Here is a 14,425-nt window from a genome sequence, read left to right on the forward strand (position 1 = left end):
GCGACGGCGTGTGACCTCCCGGCCGACTGTCTGCGCACGGAGGGGCTCACTCACCGCGGCCGGCCCGGCGCGGCCGCCGCGTACGGTCCGGTGGTCGCCGGTCGGGGGGAAGCGATGTCACCGCGCCCCGCATGGGTATGCGTAAGGGGCACGACAGGCGGAGGGGCGGTGGTGCGGGGTGAAGGACGCGGTGCTGAGACGGCTGCGACCGCCTGCGCCGGGGACGCGCCGGGCCGTGCGTCAGCGGAAGCGGCTGGAGTTGCGACTGAGCGGGAACAGCCGGCTCACCTCGCGGGATGTGGGGAAGTTCGTCGGCGGGACCGTCATCGTGACCTTCGCCCTCGTCGTCCCTGGGGCGTTCAACAGCATTGAAGCCCGGTTCAGCCGCCTGACCGCCGGACTCTTCGTCGTGCCGTGCGTCGTCCTGTCGGTGCTCTTCATGCGGTATCTCCGCCGGCGCGAAGGCGTGTACAAGCCGCGGGAACTCGCGGGACTGGACGAGTGGGGACTGGCGAAGGCGGCAGAACGGATACTGCTGCGCGAGGGCTTCTGGCGCGTGATATCCGAGACCCAGGAGGGCAGACCTCGCGTGTTCGCCTGGCACCCTATTGACGAGAGGCTCGAGATCGCCGTTCACACCGGTCCGGCCCCGCTGCGGGACACGGCCCCTCCGTGGGATGCGGTGCCGTTCGGCCCTGGACGCGCGGCCCGGCTGGTGATCGGTAGCGGCGCGTTCACCGACGAGGACGTCCGGTGGGCCGCCCGTCAAGGCGTGCACCTGCTGGACGGCGATCACCTGAAGCAGTGGGCGACGGAAGGCTACCTGCACGAACAGGTCACCCTCTGGAGGTCCCCGCCCGCCTCGCGGCAGGTGAGCGAGGAGTAGGCCGACATACCTCCAGTCGTCCTGGTGGCGGCCCCATCGGCATCCGGGATTCCGGCTGCTCAAGTGGGTGGGCCGTCAGTGCAGTGATGGTCGCCGACCATGGGCACGCTGCGGCTCGAGCGGCATCTTGGACGTCAACGGTCTTTGTTTCGCGTGCAGTTGACCGGGGAGGAAGGGGGTGGGGTGGGGCGTGAAGAGGGGGTCCGGTGCCGGACGTGTCTCTCGACGTGCCTGAGAAGACGGGTGTCCTGTCATTCGAGAGGGGGCGGCGCATGAAGTGGCGTCGTACGGCGAAGTCCGCTTCATCATCTGACGGTCCGGGTCCGGGTCCGGGTCCGGGTTCGGGTCCGGGCCCGGACCGAGGCCCGAACCCTCGCCGAGACCAGGACCCGGACCGAGACCCCGACCCCCGCCGCGACGCAGACTCGGGCGCTGCGACCGGGGACCTGCAGCGACGGGTTGCGAAGCTGTTCTCCGAGGCGCAGGTGCTGATGGTGGGTGGGCGGTCGGCAGACGCGGCACCGCTTCAGCAGGAGGCCCGAAGGCTGATGTACGTGCTGGTCGGGCGGCACCCTGACGACCGGGACACCAAGCGGATGCTCGGCAGCGTGCTGTACGGACTGGGTTCGACGCTGGTCGGCGCGGGGCAGCCGGAGGAGTCTCTCGCGGCGCTCACCGAGTGCGCAGGTGTCTACGAGCAGCTCGGTGAGCTGGGCGAACCCGACATGCAACCCCTCGTTGCCGATGTCCGCGCGCGCAAGGCGCAGGTCCTGGCCGAGCTGGGGCGCGGGGTCTCCGCCGTCATCGAGGCGGACCAAGCCGTCATGGCGTATCTGGACCTCGGCGCGGGCAGCAGCGACTCGCCCCTGGTCCTCGACCTGGCCCGGGTGCTCAGCCTGAACGCGAACGTCCTGTACGACTACGGCGACCGAGACCTCGCCGTCTGCTCGGCGGACTGGGCGGTCCGCTTCTACCTCTCCCAGGCCGAAGCGATCAACCGCGCCCCCCTGGCGGAGTCCTTCGTGCACGGGCGATACCTGCGGGGCTCCGCCGCAATCGCGGCGCGTGTGCACACCCAGCAGGGTCGGCTCGACATCGCTCTCGCCGTCGGGGCGACGGAGCTGCACAGCGCGAGGGCGATGGCCCGGACGAACGCGCCCGGGGATCTCGCGCACCTGGTGACCGCGCTCGTCCACCACGGACTGAATCTTCGCGAAGCGGGTCGTAGTGATGAAGGCGGGGAGCTCATCAGGGAGGGCCGCGAGCTCGACCCCCTGGCCACGGCCGAGGCGACCCGGGCATGGGCGTCCCTGACCGCACAGGGTGCCGCGAGCGCCGCGAGACCGCCTTCGATGTCCTTCGCCGCCGCACTGGCAGCCGCGGCACGCAAACTCGGGGACGACCGGGTGCCGTCGGTACTGCGAGACCTCGCCTTCGATCCGGCGGACGGGGCGACAACCATGGTCCCCTCGCTGCGCTGCGAGGGGCAGATCGCACCCGCCATCGCGACGTTGCTGGCCGGCCTCGCAGTCGATCTCCTGAACGATCCGGACCCCTACAGTGCCCGGGAGGCCGGCCTCCTGGGGCGCGAGGCGCACTACCTCTTCGCTGCGGCCTCCCGTGCCCAGGTGCTGTCCATGCGCTTCCAGTTCCACGACTTCGGGGCCACGTGGGCCCGGATGCTGCTGGCCCTCGTCCCTGCCTTCGAAACCGGGCCCGCAGGCTCGGTGATCGCCGCGGATCTGGCCGGCTGGCTGGCGGGAGTCACCCTCCGGCTCCAGCCGATCGCCCTGGTGGATCAGGTGACCGCCCGGCTCGTCGAGGAGTGCGAGGCGCTGGTGGAACGCTTGCTGCCGCCAGGCCCGGGTCATGCGCGCACGACGTCCGGCTTCGAGTGATCTGCCCGACGTCTGCCCGGAGTTTGCGGGAGCACCGGGAACCCGGTCCACGACGCGAAGCACCGCAAGACGCGGATCGGCCGACCCGCCCGGTTCACCGACACGGGCGGGTCGTCCTGCTACCCGAGCCACGGGACGTCCCCACGGATCCGGATCCGGTGCTCGCGACACTGGCCGACTGACCGTGCCCCGACAGGGACGTCCCCCTGAATGACCTGCTCACCGAGGCGCGTTTCCTGCCCTTGCGGACGGCCCTGGGCGAGTGCCGCCCCGACCTGGGAAGTTTCCACGGCTACTTCCCGTATCCCGCCGTGGGGCGGCCCTCGTGACATCGTTCGGGCTGCTGATGCACGCCATGTTCCCGCGTGGCAACGGGGCGCCGCTGCCGCCCAGCGGTTCGTGCGCGCAGGGACCGGTCAGCCCCCCACGGCATCCTTGGCATGACGGCCGGCGTCGCGTCGGCGGGTACCGCTCTGCGCCCGGTTCTGGTCGCCCGGGCGGCGAGGACCGGTGGCTCAGCTTTCCGGCAGTGCTTGTTCGGCCCAGATGACCTTGCCGCGGGGGGTGTAGCGGGTTCCCCAGCGCTCGGTCAGCTGCGACACCAGGAAGAGGCCCCGGCCGCCCTCGTCGGTCGTCGCGGCGTGGCGCAGGTGGGGCGAGGTGCTGCTGCCGTCGGTGACCTCGCAGGTGAGCGTGCGGTCGTGGATCAGCCTCACGTGTATGGGTTCGCAGCCGTAGCGGACGGCGTTGGTGACGAGCTCGCTGAGCACCAGCTCCATACCGAAGGCCAGCTCGGACAGCCCCCACGCGTCGAGCTGCTCGGTCGCCGCGGCACGCACCCCGGCGACGGCGGCCGGGTCGGGCGGCACGTCCCAGTCGGCGATCCGGTCCGGTGGCAGCGCGTGGGTGCGGGCGATGAGCAGGGCCACGTCATCGGTGGGGTGGTCGGGCAGCAGCGATCCCAGCACGGCCCGGCAGCTCTCCTCCGGCGCGCGCTGCGGGTGACCCGCCAGGGCCTTGCGCAGGATTTCCATCCCTTCGTCGAGGTCGCGGTGGCGATCCTCGACGAGACCGTCGGTGTAGAAGACGAGCTGGGAGCCTTCGGCGATGTCCATCTCGACGGCCTGGAAGGGCATGCCTCCGAGTCCCAGCGGCGGGCCCGGCGGCAGGTCCGGGAAGACCACGTTCCCTTCAGGGTCGGCCAGGGCGGGGGCCAGGTGCCCGGCGCGGGCCATGGTGCAGCGGAGCGTCGTGGGGTCGTAGATCGCGTAGAGGCAGGTGGCGCCCACGACGGCGGGTTCGTCCGTGCACGCTTCGTCCTGGTCGATGCGACCGACCACGTCGTCCAGATGACTCAGCAGTTCGTCGGGTGGTAGATCCAGCGTGGTGAAGTTGTGCACCGCGGTCCGCAGCCGTCCCATGGTCGCGGCGGCGTGCAGGCCGTGGCCGACCACGTCACCGACGACCAGCGCCACGCGGCTGCCCGGCAGGGCGATCACATCGAACCAGTCCCCGCTCACGCCCGACCTGGCCGGGAGGTACCGGTAGCCGGCGTCGACGGCGCTCTGCACAGGCAGGCCCTGCGGCAGCAGGCTGCGCTGGAGGGTCACCGCCAGGGCATGCTCGCGCGTGTACCGGCGGGCGTTGTCGATGCTCACCGCGGCGCGAGCCACCAGTTCGTCGGCCAGCGACAGTTCCTCCTGGTCGAAGGGCGCGTGCTCCTCGGAGCGCCAGAAGTTGACCATGCCCAGGACGACGCCGCGGGCCTGGATCGGAGCCGCTATGAGCGAGTGGATGCCGTAGTCCACTATCTGTTCGGTGCGTTCCGGGTCCTGTCGGTGCCAGCCCGTCGCGGTGGACAGGTCGGTCACCAGTTCCGAGCGGCCGGTGCCGAAGCCGCGTGCCTGGGGCGTGGAGGGGAGGAAGTCGATCAGCCGGTCCTTCTCGTAGAGCGGCTGGTCTTCGCGGATGCCGCATACGGCGACACGTCTCATCCCCTTCGCCGTGGTGGCCGGCTCCTCGCCGCGCAGCACGGCGTCAGCCAGGTCCACGGTGACGAAGTCGGCGAAGCGGGGCACGGCGATCCGGGCGAGTTCGTCGGCCGTCCGGACGACGTCGAGGGTGGTGCCGATGCCCACTCCGGCGTCGTAGAGCAGCTTCAGCCGCTCGCCGGTGATCTCGGCCCTGCCCGACACCGCCTGCAGTTCCGTGGAGTCGCGCAGTGTCACGACAGTGCCCCGAGGGCCCGCACCGCAACCCGTGGACCTCTGGTTGACCACCAGCAGCCGCGGTCCCGCCAGGTGCACCTCGTCGCTGGCTTCGCGGCCGGAACTGAGCAACGACAGGATCTCGGGCTCGAGTGAGGACATCTGCGAAACGAACTGTCCCTCCGCCTCCGGGGGCAGTTCCAGAAGCCGCTCGGCCTCGTCGTTCGCCAGCAGCAGCCGCCCCTCGTCATTGACGATGAGCACCCCTTCGCGCACGGAGTGCAGCACTGCGTCGTGGTGCTCGTACATGCGGGTCATCTCGTTCGGGGCCAGGCTGTGCGTCTGCCGTCGCAGCCGCCTGCTGACCAGCACCGTGGCCGCGGTCGCCGCTGCGAGCGCGACCGCTCCGGCGGTCAGGATGATCGGTATCTGCCGCTCCACCAGCCCGGTGACGTTCTTGACCTTCAGCCCGGCGGAGACGAGAGCCACCACCTGCCCGCGGGGATTGAGGATGGGCACGGTGGCCTGGACCTCATGGCCGAGGGGGCCGTGCACGCTTTCGGTGTAGACCTTTCCCGCCAGCGCCGGCTCGATCTCCCCCACGAACCGCTTGCCGATCCGGTCCGGCAGTGGATGGGTGTAGCGGATCCCCTTCGTGTCCATCACCACGATGAAGTCGACGCCGGCGGACTTGCGCCCGGACTCGGTCAGCGGCTGGAGGATCTTCGAGGGATCGGGGGCCCGCAGTGCGGCCAGCACGCCCGGGGAATGAGAGAAAGTCTGGGCGACCGCGATGGATCTCCGTCTGGCCTCGGCGTTGGTGTGCCGCTCGGACTGCAGGACCAGCGCGAGGACGGCCAGCGCCACCAGCAGCACCACCAGGGTCACCTGCATGAGGAACATCTGACCCGCGACGGTCCGCGTGCCCTTCCGTGCCGGTGACCAAATCCGTGATATGCGTCGAACGCTGGCAAAACGGTCTCCCATCCGGCCTTTCTAGCACTGCTGGGCCCGTCCAGTCACGGGTTCCGCCCTCGTTCCGTCGAGCCGGACGCCGACCGCTCACCTCCGCTGCCGCACAGTTACCGAGGCGATGCGGCGCACCGGCGCGACACCGGGCGCGTGCGTCACGCCGGCTCCGGGCCATGGTCCGCTCGACGTCGTCGGTCCGCGAGGGAGCGTCCGACGGCGGCGACTCCCGGGAGGGCGAGGGTGCCGAGGGTGTTCGAGGTGGCGCCGACGGTGGCGACGAGGAAGCGCCCCACCGGCCTCGACAGGACGGTCTGGCTGAGGTCGTGATCGGCTCATGGCCATCGCCAGGCGCTTCAACGCCCCGGTGACCGTGCTGCGCTTCAACCCGGACGTCACCGGCCTTCTCCAGCAGTACACCGAGCGAGGCCGCACGGACCTCACCGCAGCGGACGTCCGTGCCTACGCCGCCACCATGACCCGCAACGCCGGTGCCGACCAGCTCCGCTATGAGGGCGCAACCACGGTCCATGATGTCCCCGGACGTCGCCAAGCGACCGCGCCCGTCGAAGCCGCCGCGCACTTCTCCTTCGTCTGACACATCCGACGTGTCCAGACCTGCCTTCCGACACCCCTCCGCGAACTTCCGCGGAGCAGCACTAGAGCCACCGCTGTGCCGCCTCGACGCTGTCCCCGCCACTCGTGTTGAACGCGATGGCCGCCTGGGGCGCATGGCGCCGGATCAGGTTCACGATCTGTTCGAAGAGCGGAAGCAGTGGCTCGGCCTTGCGGATCCCGCCGCCGACGACCACCACATCCCACGGCTGCTTGGTCAACGACGCGACGAGGGTGGACTCGGCCGATTCGTCGAACACGATCAGAGTCATGGCCGCGTCGATGCCGTGCTCACGGAATCGGGCCGACTCCGCATCGAGCGCCGCGCGAAGGGCCTCTCCGTCGACGCCGGGTATCGCTTGCGGGTCGTATCCGACAACGAGTGCAGAAGACATGCGGCCAACCTACCGAGTGCACAGTCGTCGTCGGGCCGAGGTGGTCACACTCTTGGACTTCCGGATCCAGGTGCGGTGCCCGGTGACCTGTGACCCGTGCGACGCTTCTCGGGTGACCTCTTTCTCATCGTGACGCCATTGCTATGCAACGAGGTGCACAGCAGCATCGTGTGCATGGCGTTGGAGCACGCGATCCTCGTTTCCCTGCTGGAGAAGCCGGGTTCCGGTTATGAGCTGGCCCGGCGGTTCGAGCGGTCCATCGGGTACTTCTGGACGGCCACGCACCAGCAGATCTACCGCGTGCTCAAGCGAATGGGCAGCGACGGGTGGATCGACGTCCGGGACGTCCCGCAGCAGGGGCGTCCGGACAAGAAGGAGTACTCCGTCGCCCGCCCGGGCCGGGACGCGCTCCGCGCCTGGCTGGAGGAACGCACCGAACCGGAGAGCGTGCGGCACGACCTGGCGGTGAAGGTCCGCGGTGCCGCCTTCGGTGCCCCGGCCGCCCTCATCAGCGAGGTCGAGCGTCACCGGCAGGCGCACGAGGAACGTCTCGCCCGCTATCTCGCCGGCCAGGCCCGCGACTTCCCGCCGACGACGGACGGAGCACCCGACGCCGAACAGGAGCTCCAGCACGTCGTGTTGCGCGGCGGCATCGCATACGAGCGCATGATGATCGCCTGGCTCGACGACGTCCTCGTCACACTCGCCGGATTCGCTGCCGGTCGCTGACCGGCCGAACAGCCTTCCGGCTCCCTGCCCGCAGACCACCCTCACTCTTCCCAGCCGAAAGGCGGCATCCATGGCCGACGCGCTGCTGTTCAACCCGCGCACCTACGACCCCGCGCACTTCGACCCGGAGACCCGCAGGTTGCTGCGCGCGACCGTCGACTGGTTCGAGGAGCGCGGTAAGAGTCGTTTGATCGAGGACTACCGCAGTCGCGCCTGGCTCGGCGACTTCCTCGCCTTCGCCGCCAAGGAGGGGCTCTTCGCGTCCTTCCTCACCCCCGCCTCCGCCGCCGCGGAGGGAGAGGTCGACAAGCGCTGGGACACCGCCCGCATCGCAGCCCTGAACGAGATCCTGGGCTTCTACGGCCTGGACTACTGGTACGCCTGGCAGGTCACCGTTCTCGGTCTCGGACCCGTCTGGCAGAGCGACAACGCCGCCGCCCGTGCCCGCGCCGCGGAACTCCTCTCCCAGGGTGAGGTATTCGCCTTCGGTCTGTCGGAGAAGTCTCACGGCGCCGACATCTACTCCACCGACATGCTCCTGGAGCCCGACGGCGCGGGCGGTTTCCGGGCCACCGGGTCGAAGTACTACATCGGCAACGGCAACGCCGCCGCACTCGTCTCCGTGTTCGGCCGCCGTACCGACGTCGAGGGCCCCGACGGCTATGTGTTCTTCGCGGCGGACAGCCGACACCCGGCCTACCACCTGGTCAAGAACGTCGTCGACTCGTCGAAGTTCGTCAGCGAGTTCCGCCTCGAGGACTACCCCGTGGCCGAGGCGGACGTCCTGCACACCGGCCGCGCCGCCTTCGACGCCGCCCTCAACACCGTCAACGTGGGCAAGTTCAACCTGTGCACCGCTTCGATCGGCATCTGCGAGCACGCGATGTACGAGGCGGTCACGCACGCCCAGAACCGCATCCTGTACGGCCGTCCCGTCACCGCATTCCCGCACGTGCGGCGCGAGTTGACCGACGCCTACGTCCGACTCGTCGGGATGAAACTGTTCAGCGACCGCGCCGTCGACTACTTCCGCACCGCCGGCCCCGACGACCGCCGCTACCTCCTCTTCAATCCGATGACGAAGATGAAGGTGACCACCGAGGGCGAGAAGGTCATCGACCTGATGTGGGACGTCATCGCCGCCAAGGGCTTCGAGAAGGACAACTACTTCGCCCAGGCCGCCGTCGAGATACGTGGCCTGCCGAAGCTCGAGGGCACCGTCCACGTCAACCTGGCACTGATCTTGAAGTTCATGCGCAACCACCTCCTCGACCCGGTCGCCTACCCGCCCGTCCTCACCCGCCTCGACGCGGTTGACGACGACTTCCTCTTCCGCCAGGGCCCGGCTCGCGGCCTCGGCTCGGTCCGCTTCCATGACTGGCGGCCTGCCTTCGACACGTACGCCCACCTCTCCAACGTGAGCCGATTCCGTGAACAGGCCGACGCCCTCTGCGAGTTCGTACGCACCGCCGCGCCTGACGAGGAGCAGAGCCGGGACCTCGACCTGCTCCTCGCCGTCGGGCAGTTGTTCGCGCTCGTCGTCCACGGGCAGCTGGTCCTGGAACAGGCAGCCCTGACAGGCCTCGACGAGGACGTGCTCGACGAGCTGTTCGCCGTCCTCGTACGCGACTTCTCCGCGCACGCGGTGGAGCTGCACGGCAAGGACTCCGCGACCGAGGGGCAGCAGCTCTGGGCGCTGGGCGCGGTCAGGCGCCCGGTGGTCGACGCGCCGCGTTCCGAACGCGTCTGGCAGCGCGTCGAGGCTCTGTCGGGCACGTACGAGATGATGCCCTGACCACGGACTCCAGGACCGTCTCGCGGCGGACAGCGCGGCGGAGCGTGGGTGGCAACTCGCTTCGCCGCAGCGGGTACCGGGCATGCGTCGGCCGGGCGTTTGAGGCGAGCCCTCGCGTTTCGTCGCTCGACTCCGTCGGCCGGTGCGGTGTCGGGCTGCTTCGCCTCCAAGGCGACCGCCTGCCCGGCGGCGGGTGACTCAGCGACAGTCTGGCCGTCGTCCTCCAAGAAGGGGCATGACCGGCACCGACGCCGACCGTCGCCGGCAGGTCTTCCTGGGGAGATTCGGCATCCGGCTTCTCCACCAGGCCGCTGCCGACCTCGCCGCCCCTGCGAGCAGCGGGCCGAGTCCGCTCGGCCCACCCCGGCCCGCGTCCGGTCGTTTCTTCAGTTGGTGAGGCCGAGGGCTGCGCCGAAGCGGCGGGCCTCATGGTCGAAGAAGGCGCGGGGGTCGGCGAGGATGTCGCGGCGGTGGCCGAAGAGCTCGAAGGAGATGGCGCCGAGGAGGTAGGTCCACGCCATCAGGCTGCTCATGACCAGGTCGGCCGGGGTGTCCGGGGGAAGCGCGGAGAGCAGCGGCTCGAGTGACTGCCGGGCGTCGTCGGGCATCGCGGGCGACGTGTCTGCGGGGCGGGGGCCGTCCGGGTCGAGCCGGTCGGAGAAGAGGGCGCCGATCAGGTAGGGGAGCCGGGTCGCCTGCGCCACCGTGTCCTGGGGGGCGGCGTAGCCGGGCACCGGCGAGCCGTAGATCAGCGCGTACTCGTGCGGATGCGCCAAAGCCCAGTCCCGCACCGCGTGGCAGACGCCGACCCAGCGCTCCAGCGCGACCGCCGGGTCGGCGTCCGCAACGTCCAGGGTGGCGTACGCGGCTTCGGCGGCGTCGCTCAGGGAGGTGTAGCCGTCCAGGATGAGCGCGGTGAGCAGGGCGTCGCGGCTCGGGAAGTAGCGGTAGAGCGCGGACGCGGAGGCCAGGCCGAGCTCCCTGGCGACGGCGCGCAACGAGAGCGCGGCGGCACCGCTCTCGGCGAGCTGCTTGCGGGCCACTGCCTTGATCTCCGCGGTGAACTCGATCCGGGCCCGTTCCCGTGCGGTGCGGGGCTTCTCAGGGGTGGACATGCATCCATCCTGTCATGCGACATGGAAAACGAGAACACCGGACGCAAACGAGAACACCGTTCTTGACAATGCCCCCGGTGCTGCGCCAGTCTCTCGACATCGACCAAACGAGAACACTGTTCTCTGGCGCATCGGAGGAAACCGTGAGCAGGCACCTGATCGTCGGCATGGGACCCATCGGCTCGGCCGCCGCCCGACTCCTCGCAGCGCGCGGCGACGAGGTCGTCCTGGTCAGCCGCTCCGGCTCCGCGCCGGCCACAGCCGGACTCGCCGACCTGCCAGGCGTACGGTTCGTCCGGCTGGACGCCACCGACGCCGCAGCGCTCGGCGAGCTGGCCGCCGGGGCGGCTGTGCTCTACAACTGCGCCAACCCGGCCTACCACCGCTGGGCCACGGACTGGCCCCCGCTCGCAGCCGCCCTACTGGCCGCCGCCGAGCGCTCCGGCGCCGTCCTGGCCACGGTCGGCAACCTCTACGGCTACGGCGCGGTCACCGCCCCGATGACCGAGGACACCCCGCTCGACCCCAACTCGGTGAAGGGCGGGGTACGTGCCCGCATGTGGGAGGACGCGCTCGCCCTGCACCGGGCCGGACGGATCCGGGCCACCGAGATCCGCAGCTCCGACTACATCGGCCCGCACGCCGAGAGCCCGCTCGGGGCCAGGGTGGTGCCGCGACTGCTGGCCGGCCGCGGCGTTCAGGTGCTGCGCAGCGCGGACACCGCCCACAGCTGGACCTACACCGAGGACGCCGCCCGCCTGCTGGTCACCGTCGGCGGCGAGGAACGGGCCTGGGGCCGGCCCTGGCACGTCCCCACCAACCCGCCCCGCACCCAGCGCGAAGCCGTCGCCGACCTTGCCCGGGCGGCAGGGGTGGCACCGGTCCGGGTCGGCGAGATCCCGGCCGTCATGCTGGCGGCGCTGGGTCTGCTCAACCCGACCGTGCGCGCTCTGCGCGAGGTCAGCTACCAGTTCGAAAAGCCCTTCGTGATGGACTCAGCCGCGGCCACCGCCACCTTCGGCCTCAAGCCCACCCCCTGGACCGAGGTGCTCAGCGCCACCGCGGACGCCTACCGCCCCCCGGCCGCCCACCGCTAGGTTCTGCCTCCCTTCGGCCGTCAGCGCCCTGTCCAGATGCGGAGGGCGGCCAGACGGCCGGACGGCGTCCACTCCCGTCGAGATGAGCGTTTCGACAAGCCGAGCTCGTGCGGCGTCACAACATCTCGAAGTCCTCGTACTCGAAGCCCGGAGCGACGATGCAGGACACCAGGACCGGCTGGTCACCTGCTGGTTGCGCGGTCTGCCAGACCCCGGCAGGCACGAGGAGCTGAGGCTGCTGCCCACGCTCTACGTCCGGCCCGATCGACGTGATGGCCGCCTCCTGCGGAGCGACTCCGTTTCCGCCGAGCCGCAGCGTCAGCGGGCCGCCCCGGTGCCACAGCCACAGTTCGTCCGAACGCACCCGGTGCCAACGGGAGATCTCGCCGGGGTGCAGGAGGAAGTAGATGCCCGTGGCGAAGGGACGGGGCCCCGCGTACCCGTCCGGAACCGCTGTCGGCCCGGTTCGCCACGTCTGCCGAAACCATCCGCCTTCAATGTGCGGTTCCAGCCCCAGAAGACCGACCAGCTCGGAAATCTCATTCATGAGCACCCATGATGCTCGCAAAGATCGGTGTCGGCGCCGTCATCCCCGAACCCCTCCGGAACAGGACGCGCAGCGGTCGCCCCGTCGCCGTCCGCGGAGACTTCCGTCGAAGAAGGGGCGCGTCAGCGTATGCCTGCCAGGTCGGGGGATCTCGCACGGCGGACGGCCAGGCCGGAGCGAAGTTCGAGAACGGCGTCCTGGCCGAGCGTCCGGAGACCGTCGAAGGTGATCACCCGTCACCCGAACCACAAGCCCTGACGAGCGCTCGCCGCCGGCCGCCTGCGGGCTGTCAGCTGAGGTGGAGGGTGCTCAGGGCGGTGGTCCAGTCGGTGACGATCGCCTGCTGCGCCTGTGCGAGGGTTATCTTGCCCGAGCAGACCGCCGTATGCAGCTTCGTCTCCACCGGATCCTTCAGGTTGTTGACCCCGGAGCCCGCCCGGTGGCCGGGGTCGGCGGGCTCGACCCACAGGTTGCGGTAGTCGTTGGGGTCGCCGCCGAGCTGCAGGCTGATCAGGTGGTCGTACTCGGCGTCCCCCATACGACCCGTGTAGCCGTAGGAGGCCGAGTTCAGCTTCTTCTCCTTGCCGGTGACGTAGGCGGAGGGCCGGATGCCGGAGGTGTAGCCGCCCTTGCGACAGATCGTCGACTTCAGATTCGCCTGCGTCACGGCCGGAGAGATCGCACCCGGGGTGCACTTCGGGTCCTCCAGCGGCTCCCCCTTCTCATACCGGTAGTGGCAGCTTCCCGCTGCGGGCTGCTGCTGCACCGTGTACTTCGTCTGCGGGCCGGCGCCGACGGCGATAGACCGCCCGTCGCCGGCGGCGCCCGGTGCGGAGGCTGACGGCGTCGAAGCGTCAGACACGGACGGGTCCGGTGCGCCCAGCGGCGAACAGCTCGCCAGGAACAGGCAGGTGAGCAGCATGGGCGCAGCAAGGCAGCGGATGGAGCGCATGACGTCCCCTCACGGGCAGGCGATAGCTGAGCAAATGCTGCACTACCGGGAATTGCCCACACCGTTCGGGGTGGCCGGACGCGGGTGCCGAGGCCCTACGGACCGGGGTGCCGAGACTGCCGTGACAACCAAGATCAGACGGTGGATGCACGCCACTCGCCGGAATCGCATCCTTCCGGGTGATGACCCGATCCCGATCATCCGAGAGGACACTCATGTCGCCCAGCTCGTCCCGAGGCGCCAGCCGCACCGTCGCCGGTCTGGCCACCGCCCTGCTGGCCCTGGCCAGCCCCCTGGCGGCCCCGGCCTTGCCCGCAACCGCCGCAACCGGGCAGGTCAGTACGGTCACCTACTCGGCGGCGGACCTCACTGAGGCACTCTCGTACTGGACGCCCGCGCGCATGAAGCAGGTCAGCGGCGCCGTCGACCTGGGGCCGACCGGTCCGCTCAGCAAGCCCTGGACCGGAACGGGCATCCCCAGCATCGGCCGGCTCTTCTTCGTCGACTCGAGCGGGCAGGACACCTGGTGCACCGCCAGCGCCGTCACCAGCGGCAACCGCTCAGTGATCATGACCGCCGCCCACTGCGCACGCCTCGGCTCCTCGCCGGTCAACACCTACAGCGACATCGTCTTCGTCCCCGGCTACGCCAAGGGGAAGATGCCGTACGGCCGTTATGCCGTCAAGGCGACCATGACACCGCGCTCCTGGGCCGAGGACACCGTCAATGACGTAGCGGCGATGGTCGTCGCCACCCCGGCGTACGGAAAGCGCCTTACCGACGCGGTGGGGGCGCAGAACATCGCCTTCGGCCGTTCGGCCGGTGAGCGGGTCACCGCCTTCGGCTATCCGGCGACCACTCCCCAGCGGGGCGAAGAACTGCTGTACTGCGCCGGTACCTCTCAGCTCGCCCCCGGGGGCGAGCACCGCGTCCCGTGCGACCTCGGCGGCGGCGCGAGCGGCGGTCCCTGGCTCGCCGGCTTCAACTCCGCCACCGGCAAGGGCACGGTGGTGTCGGTCAACAGCCACGGCGAGGGCCACGGCGGCGGCACCCCGATGTACGGGCCGACGTTCGACAAGACCGCGCGGGCCGTCTACGACGCCGCCCAGCGAGGCTGAGCGGTCCGTCCCTGGACCCGGGGGCCACCTGGAAACCTACTGGTGGAGTCAAGGATGTGGCAGATGGGCCGGTGGCGGGTCGTGTCCGCTTCCGGCCTCACC

The 14,425-nt window shown here is 70.2% G+C and carries 12 protein-coding genes; 7 read left to right on the plus strand and 5 right to left on the minus strand.

Annotation, left to right across the window (positions count from 1 at the left end; all coding sequences use genetic code 11):
- Nucleotides 1–235 precede the first annotated feature (235 nt).
- Both OHS82_RS41855 and OHS82_RS41860 read left to right on the plus strand, forming a co-directional pair.
- Entirely contained in the window at nucleotides 236–886 is a 651-nt protein-coding gene (locus tag OHS82_RS41855) for a hypothetical protein (protein WP_157876317.1), read from the plus strand.
- 548 nt (nucleotides 887–1,434) lie between these two features.
- A complete protein-coding gene (locus OHS82_RS41860; protein WP_057577338.1) occupies nucleotides 1,435–2,784 on the plus strand; it encodes a hypothetical protein in 1,350 nt (449 codons plus the stop codon).
- A gap of 515 nt (nucleotides 2,785–3,299) precedes the next feature.
- On the opposite strand, the gene OHS82_RS41865 is transcribed toward OHS82_RS41860, so the two are convergent.
- Nucleotides 3,300–5,894: a SpoIIE family protein phosphatase gene (locus OHS82_RS41865; RefSeq protein WP_328435893.1), complete on the minus strand. Its 2,595-nt coding sequence runs from the start codon at nucleotides 5,892–5,894 to the stop codon at nucleotides 3,300–3,302.
- A 403-nt stretch (nucleotides 5,895–6,297) separates the two neighbouring features.
- Here OHS82_RS41865 and OHS82_RS41870 point away from each other — a divergent pair, with 403 nt between their 5' ends.
- A complete protein-coding gene (locus tag OHS82_RS41870) occupies nucleotides 6,298–6,558 on the plus strand; it encodes a hypothetical protein (protein WP_242433074.1) in 261 nt (86 codons plus the stop codon).
- Nucleotides 6,559–6,619: 61 nt separating this feature from the next.
- On the opposite strand, the gene OHS82_RS41875 is transcribed toward OHS82_RS41870, so the two are convergent.
- Nucleotides 6,620–6,970, minus strand: coding sequence for a hypothetical protein (locus OHS82_RS41875; RefSeq protein WP_328435894.1), 351 nt, complete (start codon nucleotides 6,968–6,970; stop codon nucleotides 6,620–6,622).
- 174 nt (nucleotides 6,971–7,144) lie between these two features.
- Between OHS82_RS41875 and OHS82_RS41880 the strand changes: the two genes are divergently transcribed.
- Both OHS82_RS41880 and OHS82_RS41885 read left to right on the plus strand, forming a co-directional pair.
- Nucleotides 7,145–7,699 (plus strand): PadR family transcriptional regulator, encoded by a 555-nt coding sequence (locus tag OHS82_RS41880; RefSeq protein ID WP_057577401.1) that lies wholly within the window; start codon nucleotides 7,145–7,147, stop codon nucleotides 7,697–7,699.
- A 70-nt stretch (nucleotides 7,700–7,769) separates the two neighbouring features.
- Nucleotides 7,770–9,494, plus strand: coding sequence for an acyl-CoA dehydrogenase family protein (locus tag OHS82_RS41885; RefSeq protein ID WP_057577340.1), 1,725 nt, complete (start codon nucleotides 7,770–7,772; stop codon nucleotides 9,492–9,494).
- Between the two features lie 386 nt (nucleotides 9,495–9,880).
- On the opposite strand, the gene OHS82_RS41890 is transcribed toward OHS82_RS41885, so the two are convergent.
- On the minus strand, nucleotides 9,881–10,609 hold the full coding sequence (locus tag OHS82_RS41890; RefSeq protein ID WP_057577341.1) for a TetR/AcrR family transcriptional regulator: 729 nt from the start codon (nucleotides 10,607–10,609) through the stop codon (nucleotides 9,881–9,883).
- Between the two features lie 143 nt (nucleotides 10,610–10,752).
- Here OHS82_RS41890 and OHS82_RS41895 point away from each other — a divergent pair, with 143 nt between their 5' ends.
- Nucleotides 10,753–11,706, plus strand: a complete 954-nt coding sequence (locus OHS82_RS41895) for an NAD-dependent epimerase/dehydratase family protein (protein ID WP_057577342.1) — start codon at nucleotides 10,753–10,755, stop codon at nucleotides 11,704–11,706.
- A 115-nt stretch (nucleotides 11,707–11,821) separates the two neighbouring features.
- Here the strand turns inward: OHS82_RS41895 and OHS82_RS41900 are convergent, their stop codons facing one another.
- Both OHS82_RS41900 and OHS82_RS41905 read right to left on the minus strand, forming a co-directional pair.
- Nucleotides 11,822–12,253, minus strand: coding sequence for a cupin domain-containing protein (locus OHS82_RS41900; protein ID WP_328435895.1), 432 nt, complete (start codon nucleotides 12,251–12,253; stop codon nucleotides 11,822–11,824).
- 289 nt (nucleotides 12,254–12,542) lie between these two features.
- Complete coding sequence (locus tag OHS82_RS41905; RefSeq protein ID WP_057577343.1) at nucleotides 12,543–13,205, minus strand: hypothetical protein; 663 nt, start codon at nucleotides 13,203–13,205, stop codon at nucleotides 12,543–12,545.
- Between the two features lie 215 nt (nucleotides 13,206–13,420).
- On the opposite strand from OHS82_RS41905, the gene OHS82_RS41910 reads away from it, so the two are divergent.
- On the plus strand, nucleotides 13,421–14,323 hold the full coding sequence (locus OHS82_RS41910) for a trypsin-like serine peptidase (protein WP_328435896.1): 903 nt from the start codon (nucleotides 13,421–13,423) through the stop codon (nucleotides 14,321–14,323).
- Nucleotides 14,324–14,425 lie beyond the last annotated feature (102 nt).

This window comes from Streptomyces sp. NBC_00425, from assembly GCF_036030735.1.
Lineage (GTDB): Bacteria > Actinomycetota > Actinomycetes > Streptomycetales > Streptomycetaceae > Streptomyces.